The following is a 16,009-nucleotide window of genomic DNA, read 5'->3' as shown; positions in this document are numbered from 1 at the left end:
CCGGGTGATCTGGCACGCGTCGCGCGGCCTGCACTCTGCATCCCATAGCGGGCGGCCAACGCGGCGGGCGCCGTGAGAGGCGCCGCACGCACCTTTCGGGCGTCGCGTCCGGGGGCGTGTCGTCATGCCGGGAATCACCGGGGCTTGCGCTCCGGTCCCGATCTGCACGGTCGCGTGTCCCGCCAGGCGTCCCCGAGGTGGCCGGCCTTACAATCGGCGGCCCTGGTCTCCCGACTCCGTGCAATGTCCAACGCCGCCGATCTCATCGCCCTCGCCCAGCGCCACGTGCTGCCGGTCTACCGCCCGCGCGAGCTGGTGCTCGAGCGCGGCGACGGCGCGCGCGTCTGGGACAGCGAAGGCCGCGAGTACGTCGATCTGTCCGCCGGCATCGCCGTCTGCGGGCTCGGCCACAACGATCCGGATCTCCTCAAAGCGCTGGTCGAGCAGGCCGGCAAGCTGTGGCACACCAGCAACGTGTTCTTCAGCGAACCGCCGCTGCGCCTGGCGGCCGAATTGGTCGAGGCCAGCGGCTTCGCCGCGCGCGCCTTCCTGTGCAATTCCGGCGCCGAGGCCAACGAGGCGGCGATCAAGCTGGTACGCAAGTGGGCCACCGCGCAGGGCCGCAGCCCGGACCGCCGCGTCATCGTGACCGCGCGCGGCAGCTTCCACGGCCGCACGCTGGCCGCGGTCACCGCGACCGCGCAGCCGAAGTACCAGGCCGGCTACGAGCCGCTGCCCGGTGGCTTCCGTTACGTCGACTTCAATGACGTCGCCCAGCTCGAGGCCGCGATGGCCGACGGCGATGTCGCCGCCGTCATGCTCGAGCCCGTGCAGGGCGAGGGCGGCGTGATGCCGGCCGCCGACGGCTACCTCGCCGCCGTGCGCGCGCTGTGCGACCGCCACGGGGCACTGCTGGTGCTCGACGAGATCCAGTGCGGCATGGGCCGCACGGGCACGCTGTTCGCGCATCCCCAGGACGGCGTCGTGCCCGATATCGTCACGCTGGCCAAGGCGCTCGGCGGCGGCTTCCCGATCGGCGCGCTGCTGGCCGGCCCGAAGGTCGCCGAGGCCATGCAGTTCGGTGATCACGGCACCACCTTCGGCGGCAACCCGCTCGCCGCAGCCGTGGCGCGCGTCGCGCTGCGCAAGCTGGCATCCGAGGCCATCGCCGCCAACGTGACGCGCCAGTCGCGCGCGCTGCGCGACGGCCTCGCCGCACTCGACGCCGAATTCGGCCTGTTCTCGGAGATCCGCGGCCGTGGCCTGATGCTCGGCGCCGTGCTGCGCCCCGAACACGCCGGCAAGGCCGCGACCATTCTCGACCACGCCGCGCACCACGGCCTGCTGCTGCTGCAGGCCGGCCCCGACGTGCTGCGCTTCGTGCCGGCGCTCAACATCACCGATGCCGACGTCGCCGAGGGCCTGGTGCGGCTGCGCGCGGCGATCGCCGATGCCGTCGCCGCCGGCTGAGTCCATCGCGGACGGCTGCGCGTTCTGCGCGATTCTCGCGGGTACGCTGCCCGCGAGTCTCGTGCACGAGGACGCGCAGGTGATCGCCTTCATGGACCTGCGCCAGGCGGTGCCCGGGCACGTGCTCGTGGTGCCGCGCTGGCATGTCGAAACGGTGTTCGATCTCGACGAAGACACTGCCGCGCAGCTGATGCGGGTCGCGGTGCGCATCGCCCGCGCAGCCGATGCCGTCTTCGCGCCCGACGGCCTCAACCTCTGGCAGTCCAACCGCGAGGCCGGCGGCCAGGAAGTGCCGCACGTGCATCTGCACGTGCAACCGCGCCGCTCCGGCGACGGCTTGCTGCGGGTCTATCCGGGACCACAACCGCCGGCGCTGACCGGGCGGGACGCGCTCGATGGCTGGGCCGGGCGCTTGCGTGATGCATTGCAAGCGTCCCGGGCCGGATGAATCTGATGATTGATCGCGTCCTCCCGGCGGACCTGATCCGTCTCAGTGCACCGCGTCGTCGGACGGCGCGAGCGCGAGGCAGACCACCGTCGCGACGCCGTCGCTCTCGAAACGCAGCCCGATCCGGTGCCGTGCGCACAGCCGGCGGACGATCGCCAGGCCCAGGCCGATGCCCGCGCTGGCCTCGCCTTTGACGAACGGCTGGAACGCCGCGTCTCCCGGCCACGCACCCGCATTGGCGATGCGCAGCCAGCCCGCATCGACATCGATGACGACATCGCCGACGCCGCCGTGGACCAAGGCATTGCCGACGAGATTCGACAGCACGATATGCAGCACCGTAGATGGCCACCGGACCTGGGTGACCTCCGGCACGTCGATCCGGAGCGCGACATCGCGCCCGTCCAGCAGCGGCGCCTGGTCGACGATCACGCGCTCGAGTACCGGCAGCAACGCGATGTCGGTCGCGGCTTCTGCGCCATCCTCCCGCGCCAGCGCCAGCAACGCGGCGACCGTGCGTTCGAGTTGCTGCGCCGACTGCCGGACATGTTCGAGTTGCCGTTGCGCATCGATACCCAGATCGGTGCGGGCGCCCAGTCGCTCGCAGGCGCTGCGGATCACTGCCAGGGGTGTACGCAGTTCGTGGCTGGCGTCGCGGGTGAACTCGCGTTCGCGCAACACGAATGCATCGACGCGTCCGATCAGGCGTTCGAGCCCGCGCGCGAGGGTGCCCACCTCGTCGTCGGGGAAACCGACCGCGAATCCGGCCGGCAACTCTGCGGGCATCGCATCGTCCATCAGGGCCGCGAGTCGCGACAGTGGCTCGGTCATGCGTCGCGCCAGCCACGCCCCGAGCAGCAGTGCCAGCAGTGTCACTGCCAGCCCCGACCAGCCGAGCCATTGCAAGATGCCGTCCCGCATCGGCCGCACCACCAGGTGCCCGCTGACTTCCGCCAGCAACCACCCGGGCGCTGCGTCGCCTGTCGGCTCGAGCGCCTGCAGGTGGTAGTGGCGTCCGGACCTGCCCGGAAATTCACGACGCCACGGTGACTCGGCCAGGCGTGCGCCGAGCGCGTCGGGCATCGCCGCGGGATCGACGTACACGCTGACGAACCGCAGTCGCGGCGTTGTCCATGCGCCCGTGTCCGCGTGGTGCGCGAGTTGCGCTGCGGCCTCGTCTTCGAGCAGGCCCTGGAAGACCGCGTCCTCCACCAGATACGCGAACAGCACAACATAGAACCCATAGAGCAGGGCGACCAACAGAGCGAACCCGGAGAAGGCCAGCATCAACCGGTGGCGCAGGCGATGGCGCCGGGACAACGCGCTCATGTATCTGCCTCGAGGCGAAAGCCGACACCGTGCACCGTCTTCAGTATCGGCGTGTCCGACGGTCCGTCCAGTGCCCGTCGCAGCAGATACAGATGCGTACGCAGCGGGCCGGACTCCGGCGGCGATGCGCCCCAGACGCGGTCGACGAGCTCGCTGCGGGTCAGCGTGCGCGGCCAGGCTTCCGCCAGTGCCAGTAGCAGGCGATGCGCGGTCTGCTGCAGCTCCAGCGTGCGCCCGCCGCGTTGGACCAGACCGCTGCGGCGATCGATGCTCAGGCTGCCGATGCGCAGCACGTGCGCGGTGCCCACGCGATGGCGCTGCGACAGCGCCAGACAGCGCGCCAGCAACTCGGCCGCGGCGAACGGCTTGACCAGATAGTCGTCGGCGCCGCTGCGGAAGCCGAGCAGTTTGTCGTCCAGGGCGTCGCGTGCGGTCAGCATCAGCACCGGCACATGCCGATCGGCCTGCGCGCGCACCCGTTCGCACACGCGCAGACCGTCCAGTCCCGGCAAACCGAGATCCAGCACCAGCACATCGGGCGGATCCGACAGCGCGGCCTGCAGACCGCTGCACCCATCGGCGGCGAAATCCGCCGGGATGCCGTGCTCGGCGAACATCGCACCGAGATTGGCCCGCAGCACCGGGTTGTCCTCGATCACCAGAATACGTGGGGCGGGCGTGGCCATCGTCAGCGGTCGATGCGTTGCAGGAGGGCCTCAGCCTGTTCCATCCCCGGCGACGCTTCCAGTACCTGAAGTACCAGGGTGCGTGCCTGCGCGCGCGCGCCCAGGCGCAGGTGCGCGTCGGCAGCGGCCAGCTTGAGTCGCGGCTCGTCCATGTGCGGCAAGGCCAGTTGCATGGTTTGCAGGGCCAGGCGTAGCGCAGCCGCATCATCGCCGGCGGCCTCGGCCTGGTAATAGCCGAGCATGCCGATCAGTTCGAGGTGATAGCGCGTGGGCGATTGCGCCAGCGCCGCACGCGCGCCTGCCGCATCGCCATCGCGCAGCCTTTGCACCAGCGCCATGCTCGCCTCGTCGCGCCACGGCGTGCGGGCCACCGGTGTCCGGCCCAGGCCACGCACGACCGCCTCGGCAACGGCGGTGGTCGAATACGGGTTCTGGCCGGTGATCAGGCGCCCATCGACGACGAGCCTGGGCAGCATCAGCGGCGCCTCATGCCAGAGCGCACCGCGCGCCCGCGCCGCATCCTCGAGTTGCCAGGGAAATTCGGCGGCCCATTTCTTTCCGAAGATGGCTTCCTCCTCGTTGCTGAACCCGGTCATGTGACGCCCGGCGATCAACGACGCGCCATCGGCCAGGCGCACGTCGACCAGGGCAGCCGGCCCGTGGCAGACCGCGGCGATCAGCGCGCCGGCGTCCCAGGCCCGGGCAATCAGCTGCTGGAGAGCGGTATCGCGCGGCAGGTCGAACATCGCGCCCTTGCCGCCGACCACGTAGACGGCGGCGTAGTCCTTAGCGTCCAGTGCGTCGGTGCGGCGGGTGTGCGCAAGCTGGCGCATCGCGTTTCCGTCGGCCAGCAGCGCGGCGTTGAACGGCTCGTCCGCGTTGTAACGGTCCGCTTCGACTGCGCCGCCCTGCGGACTGGCGACCTCGACCGCCAGGCCGTTGGCCTTGAAGATCAACCAGGCCTGGGACAGCTCGTCGAACTCGTAACCGGGCCGGGTCTTGCCGGCGTCATGACCTTCGCCGCTGAGTACGATCAAGACGGTATCGGCGGCGCGCGACAGCGCGGGTGTCAGGGACAGCGCGGCGACCAGCAGACAGGACACGAAAGAACGTTGCATCGGGAACTCCGGGGTGGGATGACCGGAGGCCAGCATCCCGCCGCGGGATCAAGCAGATTTCAATCCGGGGTGACGGGCCCGGCGCGCATCAGCCCGTAGCGCCGCAGTACGGTCCGCAGCGACCGCGCATGGACCACCGTGTCGGCGTGCAGGCCGGCGGCACGTGCGCCCTGCACGTTGACGAACAGGTCGTCGACGAACAGCGTCTCCTGCGCGTGCACGTCGAAATGCGCAAGCGCGCGCTCGAAGATCGCACGGTCCGGCTTGCGCACGCCCAGTATCCCGCTGCACAGCACGCGGCCGTCGAGCATCGGGAACAGCGGCGCGACGATCCGCGGCAGCGCCTCGAGCAGCAATGGCCCGTTGTTGGTCAGTACGCCGACCTCGACCCGCGAGGCGAGCAACGCGACAAGTGCGAGCACGGCGGGGTCGGCCTGCGTGGCGGCGACGCGCGCCTCGATCCACGTGGCGGCGTCGACCGCGGTGCCGAGGCCGGCGCTGAGGTGCTGAAGATATTTCGCGGTGTCGAGCGCCCCGCTGTCGTAGGCGCGGTCGAGCCCCGAATCGAGCAACACCTCCGACACGTGGGCCGGCGTGCATGCCGCGGCGCGTGCCAGAGAGGCCAGTCGTACGCGCTGGTCGTATCGCGCCAGAACGCCGTCGAAATCGAGCAGCACCAGCCGCAGCCGCGGCGGTGTCACGCGGACGGTTCCTCCGGGGGCAGTCCGTGGCCGCAGCGCCGGCAGTGCCAGGCTTCCTGTTCGTGATCCTGCAGGCCGCATTCGCTGCAGCGCACGTGGCGGCGCTTGGGGCGCAGCGCGCCGGCCAGTTCCGCGGTGTAGATGCCGGTGGGCACCGCGATGATGCTGTAGCCGATCAGGATGAGGATCGAGGTGATGAATCGACCCAGTGGCGTGGCCGGCGAAATGTCGCCAAATCCCACCGTCGCCATCGTCACGACCGCCCAGTACATGCCGGTGGCGATGCTGTTGAAGCCGTGTTGGGGGCCCTCGACGACGTACATGATGGCGCCGAAGATGATGACGATCGTGATCACCGTGCACACGAAGACGAAGATCTTGCGCCGGCTGCGCGCCAGCGCGGTGATCAGCACGCCCGCCTCGCTGGAGTACTGCACCAGCTTGAGGACGCGGAAGATCCGCAGCAGACGCAGGACCCGGATCACCAGCAGGTACTGGCTGCCCGCCAGCAGCAGGGACAGGTAGCTGGGCAGGATGGCCAGCAGATCGATGACGCCGAAGAAGCTGGTGGCGTAACGCAGCGGTCGGCGCACCGCCCACAGCCGCAGTGCGTACTCGATCGTGAAGACGATGGTGAACGCCCATTCGGCGGCGACCAGTGCCGAATGCCAACGCATCTTCACTGCGGGCTCGCTGTCGAGCAGGACCACGATCACGCTGACGACGATCGCCGCGATCAGGGCCAGATCGAAATTGCGCTCGGCCGGTGTCTCATGGTGGAACAACAGGCGGTATACACGATTGCGGACGCCGTCCGGACGGGCCGGCAGAAGATCGCGCTCGAACGGGCTCGCGCGCTCGTCCTGCTCGGCCTCCCGCGCGCTGCTCATGCGGCGGCCGTCGCCGCGAACGCTTCGCGCGCGGCCTCGATCGTCGCCGCGATCGCCGCGTCGTCGTGCGCCGACGACATGAAGCCGGCCTCGAACGCCGACGGCGCCAGGAACACGCCGCGCTCGAGCATGGCGTGGAAGAACCGGTTGAACGCACCCGTATCGCATGCGACGGCCTGCGCGTAGGTGTCGACGCTGGTCTCGCCGGTGAAGAACAGGCCGAACATGCCGCCCACCCGGGTGGTCGTGAACGGGATGCCCGCCGCGCGTGCCGCGGCCTCGAGCCCATCGCAGAGCATCGCGGTTTTCGCTTCGAGTGCAGCATGGAAGTCCGGCGCGGACACCAGTTCGAGCATGGCGAGCCCGGCGGCCATCGCCACCGGATTGCCGCTGAGGGTGCCGGCCTGGTAGATCGGACCCGACGGCGCGATCTGCTGCATCAGGTCGCGGCGGCCACCGTAGGCACCGACGGGCATGCCACCGCCGATGATCTTGCCGAAGGTGCTGAGGTCCGGCGTGACGCCGTACCGTGCCTGCGCGCCACCCAGTGCGACCCGGAAGCCGGTCATCACTTCGTCGAAGATCAGCAGCGCACCATGCCCGGTGCACAGCGCACGCAGGTGCTGCAGGTAGCCCGCGCGCGGCGGCAGGCAGTTCGCGTTGCCGACCACCGGTTCGATGATCAGCCCGGCGATCTCGTGGCCCCGCTCGGCGAACAGCGCGCTCGCCGCGTCGAAATCGTTGTAGGGCAGGGTGAGCGTGAGATCGGCCAGGGCGGCCGGCACCCCGGGCGATGTCGGCACGCCGAAGGTCAGCGCGCCGCTGCCGGCTTTGACCAGGAAGGAATCCCCATGCCCGTGATAGCAGCCCTCGAACTTCACGATGCAGCTGCGCCCGGTCGCGCCTCGCGCCAGTCGGATCGCGGACAGGGTGGCCTCGGTCCCCGAATTGACCATGCGCACCATCTCGCAGGACGGCACCAGCGCGGTGATGCGCTCGGCCATCGTGACCTCGGCCGCGCACGGGGCACCGAACGACAGGCCCGCGCCGATCGCACGCTTGACCGCCTGGCGCACGGCCGGATGGTTGTGGCCGACGATCATCGGTCCCCAGGAGCCGACGTAGTCGATGTAGCGGTTCCCGTCCACGTCGAACAGATGCGGACCGTCCGCGCGCTGGACGAAGAACGGCTCGCCGCCCACCGACTTGAACGCGCGCACAGGCGAGTTGACGCCGCCCGGAAGCAGGGCGCGCGCGCGGTCGAAGAGGGCGTGCGAGCGAGAGGTATCCATCGGAACTCCGGTGAAGAGAAACTACAGGTCGAACGCCGCGCGATAGGCGCGCGCCGCGGAGGCAGGATGACGCGCGTCGAACACGCCGCTGATGACGGCCACGAGATCGGCGCCGGCGGCCACGAGCTGGCGGGCATTGTCCGGGGTGATCCCGCCGATGGCCACCCGGGGCACCGGGGGCAGGCTGGCATCGCGCAGCAGGGCCTTGGTCGCGATGCGGGCCGCGGGCTTGGTCGGTGACGGGAAGAAGGCCCCGAACGCGATGTAGCTCGCACCGGCGTCGACGGCCCGGTGCGCATTCGCCGCATCGTCGTAGCACGAGGCGCCGAGCAATGTGCCCGGCGGCATCGCCGCACGCGCATCCGCCAGTGCGCCGTCGTCTTCACCCAGGTGGGCGCCGTCCGCGCCCAGTTCCGCGGCCAGCCGCCAGTCGTCGTTGACGATCAACGGCACCCCCATGGCACGGCAGAGCGGCAGCAGGGCGACCAGCTGGGCCCGGCGCACGCCGGCATCCGCGCGCTTGTTGCGGTACTGCAGCCAGGTCGCGTGGGGCAGCACGGGGGCCACCCGCGCGAGCAGCTGCGCGGTATCGGGCTCGTCGGGCGTCAGCAGATACAGGCCGCGCGGGCGATCGGGCGGGCGGGCGTTCATCGGCACGGGTTCCGGTGGAGGGGGCGCGGTGGGACAATGCAGCTCGCCTACCATGCCCCGTGCGGACCATTATCCGATGAACGATTCGACGACGCAGACCGCCTTCCGCACCTGGATGTGCGTCGTCTGCGGATTCATCTACGACGAGGCCGTCGGCATTCCCGACGAGGGCATCGTCGCGGGGACGCGCTGGGAGGATGTCCCGGACACCTGGACCTGCCCCGACTGCGGCGTGACCAAGGACGATTTCGAGATGATGGTGGTCTGACGCCCGCTCAATGCGTGGCGCGTCCGCCGCCACCGATGCGCACCAGCTGGGCGCGCAGCTCGCCGGCATCGTCCGCATCGGGATTCCGCACGAGATACCGGGTCATGTCCTGCCGGGCGCCATCGATGTGGCCCAGCGCCAGGTAGCCGAGCCCGCGGTCACGCAGCGCATCCGGCGTGTCGGGGGCCAGCTTCAGCAGCCGGTCCGCGCAGCGCACGACCCGCGCCCAGTCCCTGGCACCCTGGTAGACGCCGAGCAGGTTGCGCAGCATGCGCATCAGCACCGTCCTGTGCGACGCCGGGCGCAGGATCCGCGCCAGGGTGTCGTCGTCCGGCACGTCGCCACCCAGATGCGGCTTGGCCCGGGTGCGCAATTCCTCGAGATCGAGCGGACGTCCGCTGTTGAACGGATCCATCACCAGCATGCCGTCGTCCACCGGCAGGCGGACCAAAAAGTGGCCCGGAAACGAGATGCCGTCGAGCGCGACGCCGAGCCGGCGGGCGACCTCCATCTGCACCACCGCGAGCGAGATGGGATTGCCGAGTCTGCGCTCGAGGACCTCGTTGAGATAGCTGTTGCGGGGATCGTAGTACCGCTCGTGGTCCCCGGTGTAGCCCAGCTCCTCGAACAGGTGCCGGTTGATCGCCTGCATTTTCAGCGGGCCGTATTCGATCGCCTCGATCTCCGGCCGGAGGTGGCGCGCATGGGTGAGCACCAGATCCTCGCAGGCGCCGACGTCCAGCCCCGGATACTCGTCGCGCGCGATCAGAAGACCGATGCCGAACAGCGGCAGATCGGAATCTTCGATCGCGGCCAGCGCGTTCCAGTCCGGCAGGGGTGGAGCCTCGGTCATGGCGCCAGCCTGCCGCCGCCCGCACAAGCGTGCAAGCCGGGCGGGGCTGCTCGGGTTCAGTGACCGGGAATGGCGGGCGAGAACATGAGCGTATCGCCGTTCTTCGCACCGATGCGCTGCGCCTCGCCCGCATTCAGTTCCAACACGTAGCGTGCCGGCGCGTCGCTCGGATAGGTGGGGCAGCGGTTGCCGCCTGAGCATGGAGGCACGTCCCGCTGCTGCGACACCAGGCGACGTTCGTTGTCGAAATAGAGGATGTCGAGCGCGATCCGCGTGTTCTTCATCCAGTAGGCGAGGGGCGCCTGCTGCTCATGGATGAACAGCATTCCGCGATCGGGCGGCATCGTGTCGCGGAACATCAGGCCACGGGCCCGCGCCTCGTCGGTATCGGCGATTTCCACCTGGTAACGATGTCCCGCGAGCTCGACCCAGGGATCGCTGGCGCACGCAGGCAGCAGCAGCATGGCCAGCAGGCCGATGAGGAGCAGGCGGACGATGCGCATGGCGGTTCCAGTCGTGGATGGGCACCCAACCTTCGGCAAGTGCATCCGGGTCGTCAAGAACGTCCGCAGGGGGTTCTCAAACGCGTCGGCGCTGTGCATAATTCGCGCCCCGCACGGCGGGCTGCTCTTCGGAGTGGCGGGTCGGGCGGGGTGAGGCAGTCGAAACCGGGTTTCACGCGGTGTTGACAGACTCGAAAGCCGCGGTAAGATGTGCGGCTCGCTTCAACGAAACGCCTTCGGGCCGGACGCTGAAGCCGGCAGAACTCTCCCCCTCACGGGGTGTTGACGAAAGCCAAAACCGCGCTAAGATGGGCGGCTCGCTTCGGAGGAAACGACGAAGCAGTGGGAAGCAGGCGCTGAGGCCGCTTCCGCAGATCTTTGACAGTGTGCGCAGGATACTTATGCGGACGTCTGGCTGGTGGTGTTAGTCCATTAGCAGACGTTCCAGAAAGAGCAAGAAAGATTCAACAGCATGCAAATGCTGGCGAGTAGTTCGGGCTCAGGAAGGACATCTGCACTCGAAGCATTAGACGTCACTTCGGTGATGTCGAAAATTTTAAGTGAAGAGTTTGATCCTGGCTCAGAGTGAACGCTGGCGGCAGGCCTAACACATGCAAGTCGAACGGCAGCACAGAGGAGCTTGCTCCTTGGGTGGCGAGTGGCGGACGGGTGAGGAATACATCGGAATCTGCCTATTTGTGGGGGATAACGTAGGGAAACTTACGCTAATACCGCATACGACCTACGGGTGAAAGCCGGGGACCTTCGGGCCTGGCGCAGATAGATGAGCCGATGTCGGATTAGCTAGTTGGCGGGGTAAAGGCCCACCAAGGCGACGATCCGTAGCTGGTCTGAGAGGATGATCAGCCACACTGGAACTGAGACACGGTCCAGACTCCTACGGGAGGCAGCAGTGGGGAATATTGGACAATGGGCGCAAGCCTGATCCAGCCATGCCGCGTGGGTGAAGAAGGCCTTCGGGTTGTAAAGCCCTTTTGTTGGGAAAGAAAAGCAGTCGGTTAATACCCGATTGTTCTGACGGTACCCAAAGAATAAGCACCGGCTAACTTCGTGCCAGCAGCCGCGGTAATACGAAGGGTGCAAGCGTTACTCGGAATTACTGGGCGTAAAGCGTGCGTAGGTGGTTTGTTAAGTCTGATGTGAAAGCCCTGGGCTCAACCTGGGAATTGCATTGGATACTGGCAGGCTAGAGTGCGGTAGAGGGTAGTGGAATTCCCGGTGTAGCAGTGAAATGCGTAGAGATCGGGAGGAACATCCGTGGCGAAGGCGACTACCTGGACCAGCACTGACACTGAGGCACGAAAGCGTGGGGAGCAAACAGGATTAGATACCCTGGTAGTCCACGCCCTAAACGATGCGAACTGGATGTTGGGTTCAATTAGGAACTCAGTATCGAAGCTAACGCGTTAAGTTCGCCGCCTGGGGAGTACGGTCGCAAGACTGAAACTCAAAGGAATTGACGGGGGCCCGCACAAGCGGTGGAGTATGTGGTTTAATTCGATGCAACGCGAAGAACCTTACCTGGCCTTGACATGCACGGAACTTTCCAGAGATGGATTGGTGCCTTCGGGAACCGTGACACAGGTGCTGCATGGCTGTCGTCAGCTCGTGTCGTGAGATGTTGGGTTAAGTCCCGCAACGAGCGCAACCCTTGTCCTTAGTTGCCAGCACGTAATGGTGGGAACTCTAAGGAGACCGCCGGTGACAAACCGGAGGAAGGTGGGGATGACGTCAAGTCATCATGGCCCTTACGGCCAGGGCTACACACGTACTACAATGGGAAGGACAGAGGGCTGCAAACCCGCGAGGGCAAGCCAATCCCAGAAACCTTCTCTCAGTCCGGATCGGAGTCTGCAACTCGACTCCGTGAAGTCGGAATCGCTAGTAATCGCAGATCAGCATTGCTGCGGTGAATACGTTCCCGGGCCTTGTACACACCGCCCGTCACACCATGGGAGTTTGTTGCACCAGAAGCAGGTAGCCTAACCGCAAGGGGGGCGCTTGCCACGGTGTGGCCGATGACTGGGGTGAAGTCGTAACAAGGTAGCCGTATCGGAAGGTGCGGCTGGATCACCTCCTTTAGAGACAAGGCTGCATCGCTTGTCCAGGCGTCCTCATAAGTAACCTGCACGATTGGTAATCAAGAGCACGACTGGGTCTGTAGCTCAGGTGGTTAGAGCGCACCCCTGATAAGGGTGAGGCCGGTGGTTCGAGTCCTCCCAGACCCACCACTTGGGGCCTTAGCTCAGCTGGGAGAGCACCTGCTTTGCAAGCAGGGGGTCGTCGGTTCGATCCCGACAGGCTCCACCATTTCTTGATTCGCCGATCGCTGCGCACACATCAGATTTGAATGGTGCCGGGCATTGTGGCCCGACACCGGTTCTTTGAAAAATAGGGAAGTAGCGAGCGTCTGAGACAAGTACTCAAACGTGTCGTGAGGCTAAGGCGGGGACCTCGAGTCCCTAAGAAATTGAGTCGTTATAGTTCGTGTCGATGCTTTGTACCCATCGACAGAAGTATGGCTCCGAGGCGACTTGGGGTTATATGGTCAAGCGAATAAGCGCACACGGTGGATGCCTTGGCGGTCAGAGGCGATGAAGGACGTGGTAGCCTGCGAAAAGTATCGGGGAGCTGGCAACAAGCTTTGATCCGGTAATGTCCGAATGGGGAAACCCACCTCCTAGGAGGTATCGTGCAGTGAATACATAGCTGTACGAGGCGAACGCGGTGAACTGAAATATCTAAGTAACCGTAGGAAAAGAAATCAACCGAGATTCCCTGAGTAGTGACGAGCGAACGGGGAACAGCCCAAAAGTCGATTTGGTTCTAGCAAAACGGTCCTGGAAAGACCGGCCATAGAAGGTGACAGCCCTGTATGCGAAAGGGCCATATCGATGAAATTGAGTAGGGCGGGGCACGAGAAACCCTGTCTGAACATGGGGGGACCATCCTCCAAGGCTAAATACTCCTGACCGACCGATAGTGAACCAGTACCGTGAGGGAAAGGCGAAAAGAACCCCGGAGAGGGGAGTGAAATAGACCCTGAAACCGTGTGCGTACAAGCAGTCGGAGCCCGCAAGGGTGACGGCGTACCTTTTGTATAATGGGTCAGCGACTTATTGTTCGTGGCAAGCTTAACCGTATAGGGGAGGCGAAGGGAAACCGAGTCTGATAAGGGCGCATAGTCGCGGGCAATAGACCCGAAACCGGGTGATCTAGTCATGCCCAGGGTGAAGGTTGAGTAACATCAACTGGAGGCCCGAACCCACTCCCGTTGCAAAGGTAGGGGATGAGGTGTGATTAGGAGTGAAAAGCTAATCGAACCCGGAGATAGCTGGTTCTCCTCGAAAGCTATTTAGGTAGCGCCTCATGTGAATCTTCCTGGGGGTAGAGCACTGTTATGGCTAGGGGGTCATTGCGACTTACCAAACCATTGCAAACTCCGAATACCAGGACAGACTGCATGGGAGACACACGGCGGGTGCTAACGTCCGTCGTGAAAAGGGAAACAACCCAGACCCACAGCTAAGGTCCCAAATTATCACTAAGTGGGAAACGATGTGGAAAGGCACAGACAGCCAGGAGGTTGGCTTAGAAGCAGCCACCCTTTAAAGAAAGCGTAATAGCTCACTGGTCGAGTCGGTCTGCGCGGAAGATTTAACGGGGCTAAGTGATAAACCGAAGCTTGGGGTGCATAACTTTGTTATGCGCGGTAGAGGAGCGTTCCGTAAGCCGTTGAAGGTGGATTGAGAAGTCTGCTGGAGGTATCGGAAGTGCGAATGCTGACATGAGTAACGATAATGGGGGTGAAAAGCCTCCACGCCGAAAGCCCAAGGTTTCCTTGCGCAACGTTAATCGACGCAGGGTGAGTCGGCCCCTAAGGCGAGGCAGAAATGCGTAGTCGATGGGAAGCTGGTTAATATTCCAGCACCTCGCATAAGTGCGATGGGGGGACGGAGAAGGTTAGGTCTACCAGGCGTTGGTTGTCCTGGAGAAAGGCGGTAGGAGTGGGTCTTAGGCAAATCCGGGACCCTTTAACTCCGAGCACCGAGACGAGCTCATTAGAGCGAAGTGACTGATACCACGCTTCCAGGAAAAGCCCCTAAGCTTCAGCTTATGCAGACCGTACCGTAAACCGACACAGGTGGGTAGGAAGAGAATTCTAAGGCGCTTGAGAGAACTCGGGTGAAGGAACTAGGCAACATAGCACCGTAACTTCGGGAGAAGGTGCGCCCTTGATCGTGGCCCATGCGGGCTACAGCGATCGGGGGCCGCAGTGACCAGGCCGCTGCGACTGTTTATCAAAAACACAGGACTCTGCAAACACGAAAGTGGACGTATAGGGTCTGACGCCTGCCCGGTGCCGGAAGGTTAATTGATGGGGTCAGCCGCAAGGCGAAGCTCTTGATCGAAGCCCCGGTAAACGGCGGCCGTAACTATAACGGTCCTAAGGTAGCGAAATTCCTTGTCGGGTAAGTTCCGACCTGCACGAATGGCGTAACGATGGCGGCGCTGTCTCCACCCGAGACTCAGTGAAATTGAAATCGCTGTGAAGATGCAGCGTTCCCGTGGCAAGACGGAAAGACCCCGTGAACCTTTACTATAGCTTTACATTGAACGTTGAGTTCGTCTGTGTAGGATAGGTGGGAGGCTATGAAACCCTGGCGCTAGCTGGGGTGGAGCCAACCTTGAAATACCACCCTGTCGTGCTTGACGTTCTAACCTAGGTCCGTTATCCGGATCGGGGACCATGTATGGTGGGTAGTTTGACTGGGGCGGTCTCCTCCCAAAGAGTAACGGAGGAGCTCGAAGGTACGCTCAGCGCGGTCGGACATCGCGCACTGTGTGCAAAGGCATAAGCGTGCTTGACTGCGAGATCGACGGATCAAGCAGGTAGGAAACTAGGACTTAGTGATCCGGTGGTTCTGTATGGAAGGGCCATCGCTCAACGGATAAAAGGTACTCCGGGGATAACAGGCTGATACCGCCCAAGAGTTCATATCGACGGCGGTGTTTGGCACCTCGATGTCGGCTCATCACATCCTGGGGCTGTAGTCGGTCCCAAGGGTATGGCTGTTCGCCATTTAAAGTGGTACGCGAGCTGGGTTCAGAACGTCGTGAGACAGTTCGGTCCCTATCTGCCATGGGCGTTGGAGATTTGAGAGGGGCTGCTCCTAGTACGAGAGGACCGGAGTGGACGAACCTCTGGTGTTCCGGTTGTCACGCCAGTGGCACTGCCGGGTAGCTATGTTCGGAAGCGATAACCGCTGAAAGCATCTAAGCGGGAAGCGCGCCTCAAGATGAGATCTCCCGGGAGCTTGACTCCCCTGAAGGAACCATCAAGACCAGGTGGTTGATAGGCTGGGTGTGTAAGTACAGCAATGTATTGAGCTAACCAGTACTAATGATCCGTGCGGCTTGACCATATAACCTCAAGTTGCTTCAACACGAAGCATCCTTGGCCTCCGCAACACGTGTGAGTCGAGTTTCAAATGTTCGCTACTTCCCAACCTCTGAGAGCGTGAGCGCTGTCAGTCCCACTGTCGATCGCATACCTGCGTCGAGAATCGGGCCGACCTGCGACCCTCCACCCTCTCCCTGGTGACTATAGCTGTATGGAACCACCCGATCCCATTCCGAACTCGGAAGTGAAACGTACATGCGCCGATGGTAGTGTGCATCTAGCATGCGAGAGTAGGTCATCGCCAGGGTCTTTACCCCGAAACCCCCGCCCACAAGGCGGGGGTTTCTTTTTGTCCGACATTTTGTCGATATTGCC

Annotated in this window: 11 protein-coding genes, 2 tRNA genes, 3 rRNA genes and 1 pseudogene; 8 read left to right on the top strand and 9 right to left on the bottom strand. The window is 64.5% G+C overall.

Going from position 1 to position 16,009, the window contains the following annotated elements:
* Nucleotides 1-243 precede the first annotated feature (243 nt).
* Both H0E82_RS11480 and H0E82_RS11475 read left to right on the top strand, forming a co-directional pair.
* Entirely contained in the window at nt 244-1,470 is a 1,227-nt protein-coding gene (locus H0E82_RS11480; RefSeq protein ID WP_180545607.1) for an acetylornithine transaminase, read from the top strand.
* Nucleotides 1,451-1,918: an HIT family protein gene (locus H0E82_RS11475; protein WP_180545606.1), complete on the top strand. Its 468-nt coding sequence runs from the start codon at nt 1,451-1,453 to the stop codon at nt 1,916-1,918. The genes H0E82_RS11480 and H0E82_RS11475 overlap by 20 nt, the downstream gene beginning before the upstream one ends.
* Before the next feature lie 42 nt (nt 1,919-1,960).
* On the opposite strand, the gene H0E82_RS11470 is transcribed toward H0E82_RS11475, so the two are convergent.
* From H0E82_RS11470 to thiE, 7 genes are read right to left on the bottom strand one after another with little or no spacing between them, the layout of a single operon-like run.
* Nucleotides 1,961-3,247, bottom strand: coding sequence for a sensor histidine kinase (locus tag H0E82_RS11470; RefSeq protein ID WP_180545605.1), 1,287 nt, complete (start codon nt 3,245-3,247; stop codon nt 1,961-1,963).
* Nucleotides 3,244-3,933 carry a response regulator transcription factor gene (locus H0E82_RS11465; RefSeq protein ID WP_180545604.1) on the bottom strand — a complete coding sequence of 230 codons (690 nt, stop codon included), beginning with the start codon at nt 3,931-3,933 and terminating at the stop codon, nt 3,244-3,246. The genes H0E82_RS11470 and H0E82_RS11465 overlap by 4 nt, the downstream gene beginning before the upstream one ends.
* Before the next feature lie 2 nt (nt 3,934-3,935).
* Nucleotides 3,936-5,051, bottom strand: coding sequence for a type 1 glutamine amidotransferase domain-containing protein (locus tag H0E82_RS11460; RefSeq protein ID WP_180545603.1), 1,116 nt, complete (start codon nt 5,049-5,051; stop codon nt 3,936-3,938).
* A 59-nt stretch (nt 5,052-5,110) separates the two neighbouring features.
* Entirely contained in the window at nt 5,111-5,752 is a 642-nt protein-coding gene (locus H0E82_RS11455) for an HAD-IA family hydrolase (protein WP_328797021.1), read from the bottom strand.
* The gene (locus H0E82_RS11450) at nt 5,749-6,642 is read right to left on the bottom strand and encodes an ion transporter (protein WP_180545601.1); all 894 of its coding nucleotides are present in this window, start codon (nt 6,640-6,642) and stop codon (nt 5,749-5,751) included. Before H0E82_RS11450 ends, H0E82_RS11455 begins: the two co-directional genes overlap by 4 nt.
* Nucleotides 6,639-7,934: a glutamate-1-semialdehyde 2,1-aminomutase gene (gene hemL / locus H0E82_RS11445; protein WP_180545600.1), complete on the bottom strand. Its 1,296-nt coding sequence runs from the start codon at nt 7,932-7,934 to the stop codon at nt 6,639-6,641. Before hemL ends, H0E82_RS11450 begins: the two co-directional genes overlap by 4 nt.
* 21 nt (nt 7,935-7,955) lie before the next feature.
* Nucleotides 7,956-8,585: a thiamine phosphate synthase gene (gene thiE / locus H0E82_RS11440; RefSeq protein ID WP_180545599.1), complete on the bottom strand. Its 630-nt coding sequence runs from the start codon at nt 8,583-8,585 to the stop codon at nt 7,956-7,958.
* Between the two features lie 14 nt (nt 8,586-8,599).
* On the opposite strand from thiE, the pseudogene H0E82_RS11435 reads away from it, so the two are divergent.
* Nucleotides 8,600-8,853: pseudogene (locus H0E82_RS11435) on the top strand (rubredoxin).
* 7 nt (nt 8,854-8,860) lie between these two features.
* Here H0E82_RS11435 and H0E82_RS11430 read toward each other — a convergent pair.
* Together H0E82_RS11430 and H0E82_RS11425 are read right to left on the bottom strand one after the other, a co-directional pair.
* A complete protein-coding gene (locus H0E82_RS11430) occupies nt 8,861-9,706 on the bottom strand; it encodes a SirB1 family protein (RefSeq protein WP_180545597.1) in 846 nt (281 codons plus the stop codon).
* Nucleotides 9,707-9,762: 56 nt separating this feature from the next.
* Nucleotides 9,763-10,209: a DUF192 domain-containing protein gene (locus H0E82_RS11425; RefSeq protein ID WP_180545596.1), complete on the bottom strand. Its 447-nt coding sequence runs from the start codon at nt 10,207-10,209 to the stop codon at nt 9,763-9,765.
* A 557-nt stretch (nt 10,210-10,766) separates the two neighbouring features.
* Here H0E82_RS11425 and H0E82_RS11420 point away from each other — a divergent pair.
* From H0E82_RS11420 to rrf, 5 genes are all read left to right on the top strand, one after another.
* Nucleotides 10,767-12,311 (top strand): 16S ribosomal RNA (locus H0E82_RS11420).
* A gap of 73 nt (nt 12,312-12,384) precedes the next feature.
* Nucleotides 12,385-12,461, top strand: a tRNA-Ile gene (locus H0E82_RS11415).
* A gap of 3 nt (nt 12,462-12,464) precedes the next feature.
* A tRNA-Ala gene (locus H0E82_RS11410) sits at nt 12,465-12,540 on the top strand.
* Nucleotides 12,541-12,776: 236 nt separating this feature from the next.
* A 23S ribosomal RNA gene (locus H0E82_RS11405) occupies nt 12,777-15,656 on the top strand.
* 171 nt (nt 15,657-15,827) lie between these two features.
* Nucleotides 15,828-15,941 (top strand): 5S ribosomal RNA (gene rrf / locus H0E82_RS11400).
* The 16S, 23S and 5S rRNA genes sit together here with 2 tRNA genes alongside, the layout of an rRNA operon.
* Nucleotides 15,942-16,009 lie beyond the last annotated feature (68 nt).

This window comes from Luteimonas deserti, assembly GCF_013425765.1.
Lineage (GTDB): Bacteria > Pseudomonadota > Gammaproteobacteria > Xanthomonadales > Xanthomonadaceae > Luteimonas > Luteimonas deserti.
The sequence above is the reverse complement of the archived record's forward strand: the minus strand, read 5'-3'. Positions and strand labels throughout refer to the sequence as shown.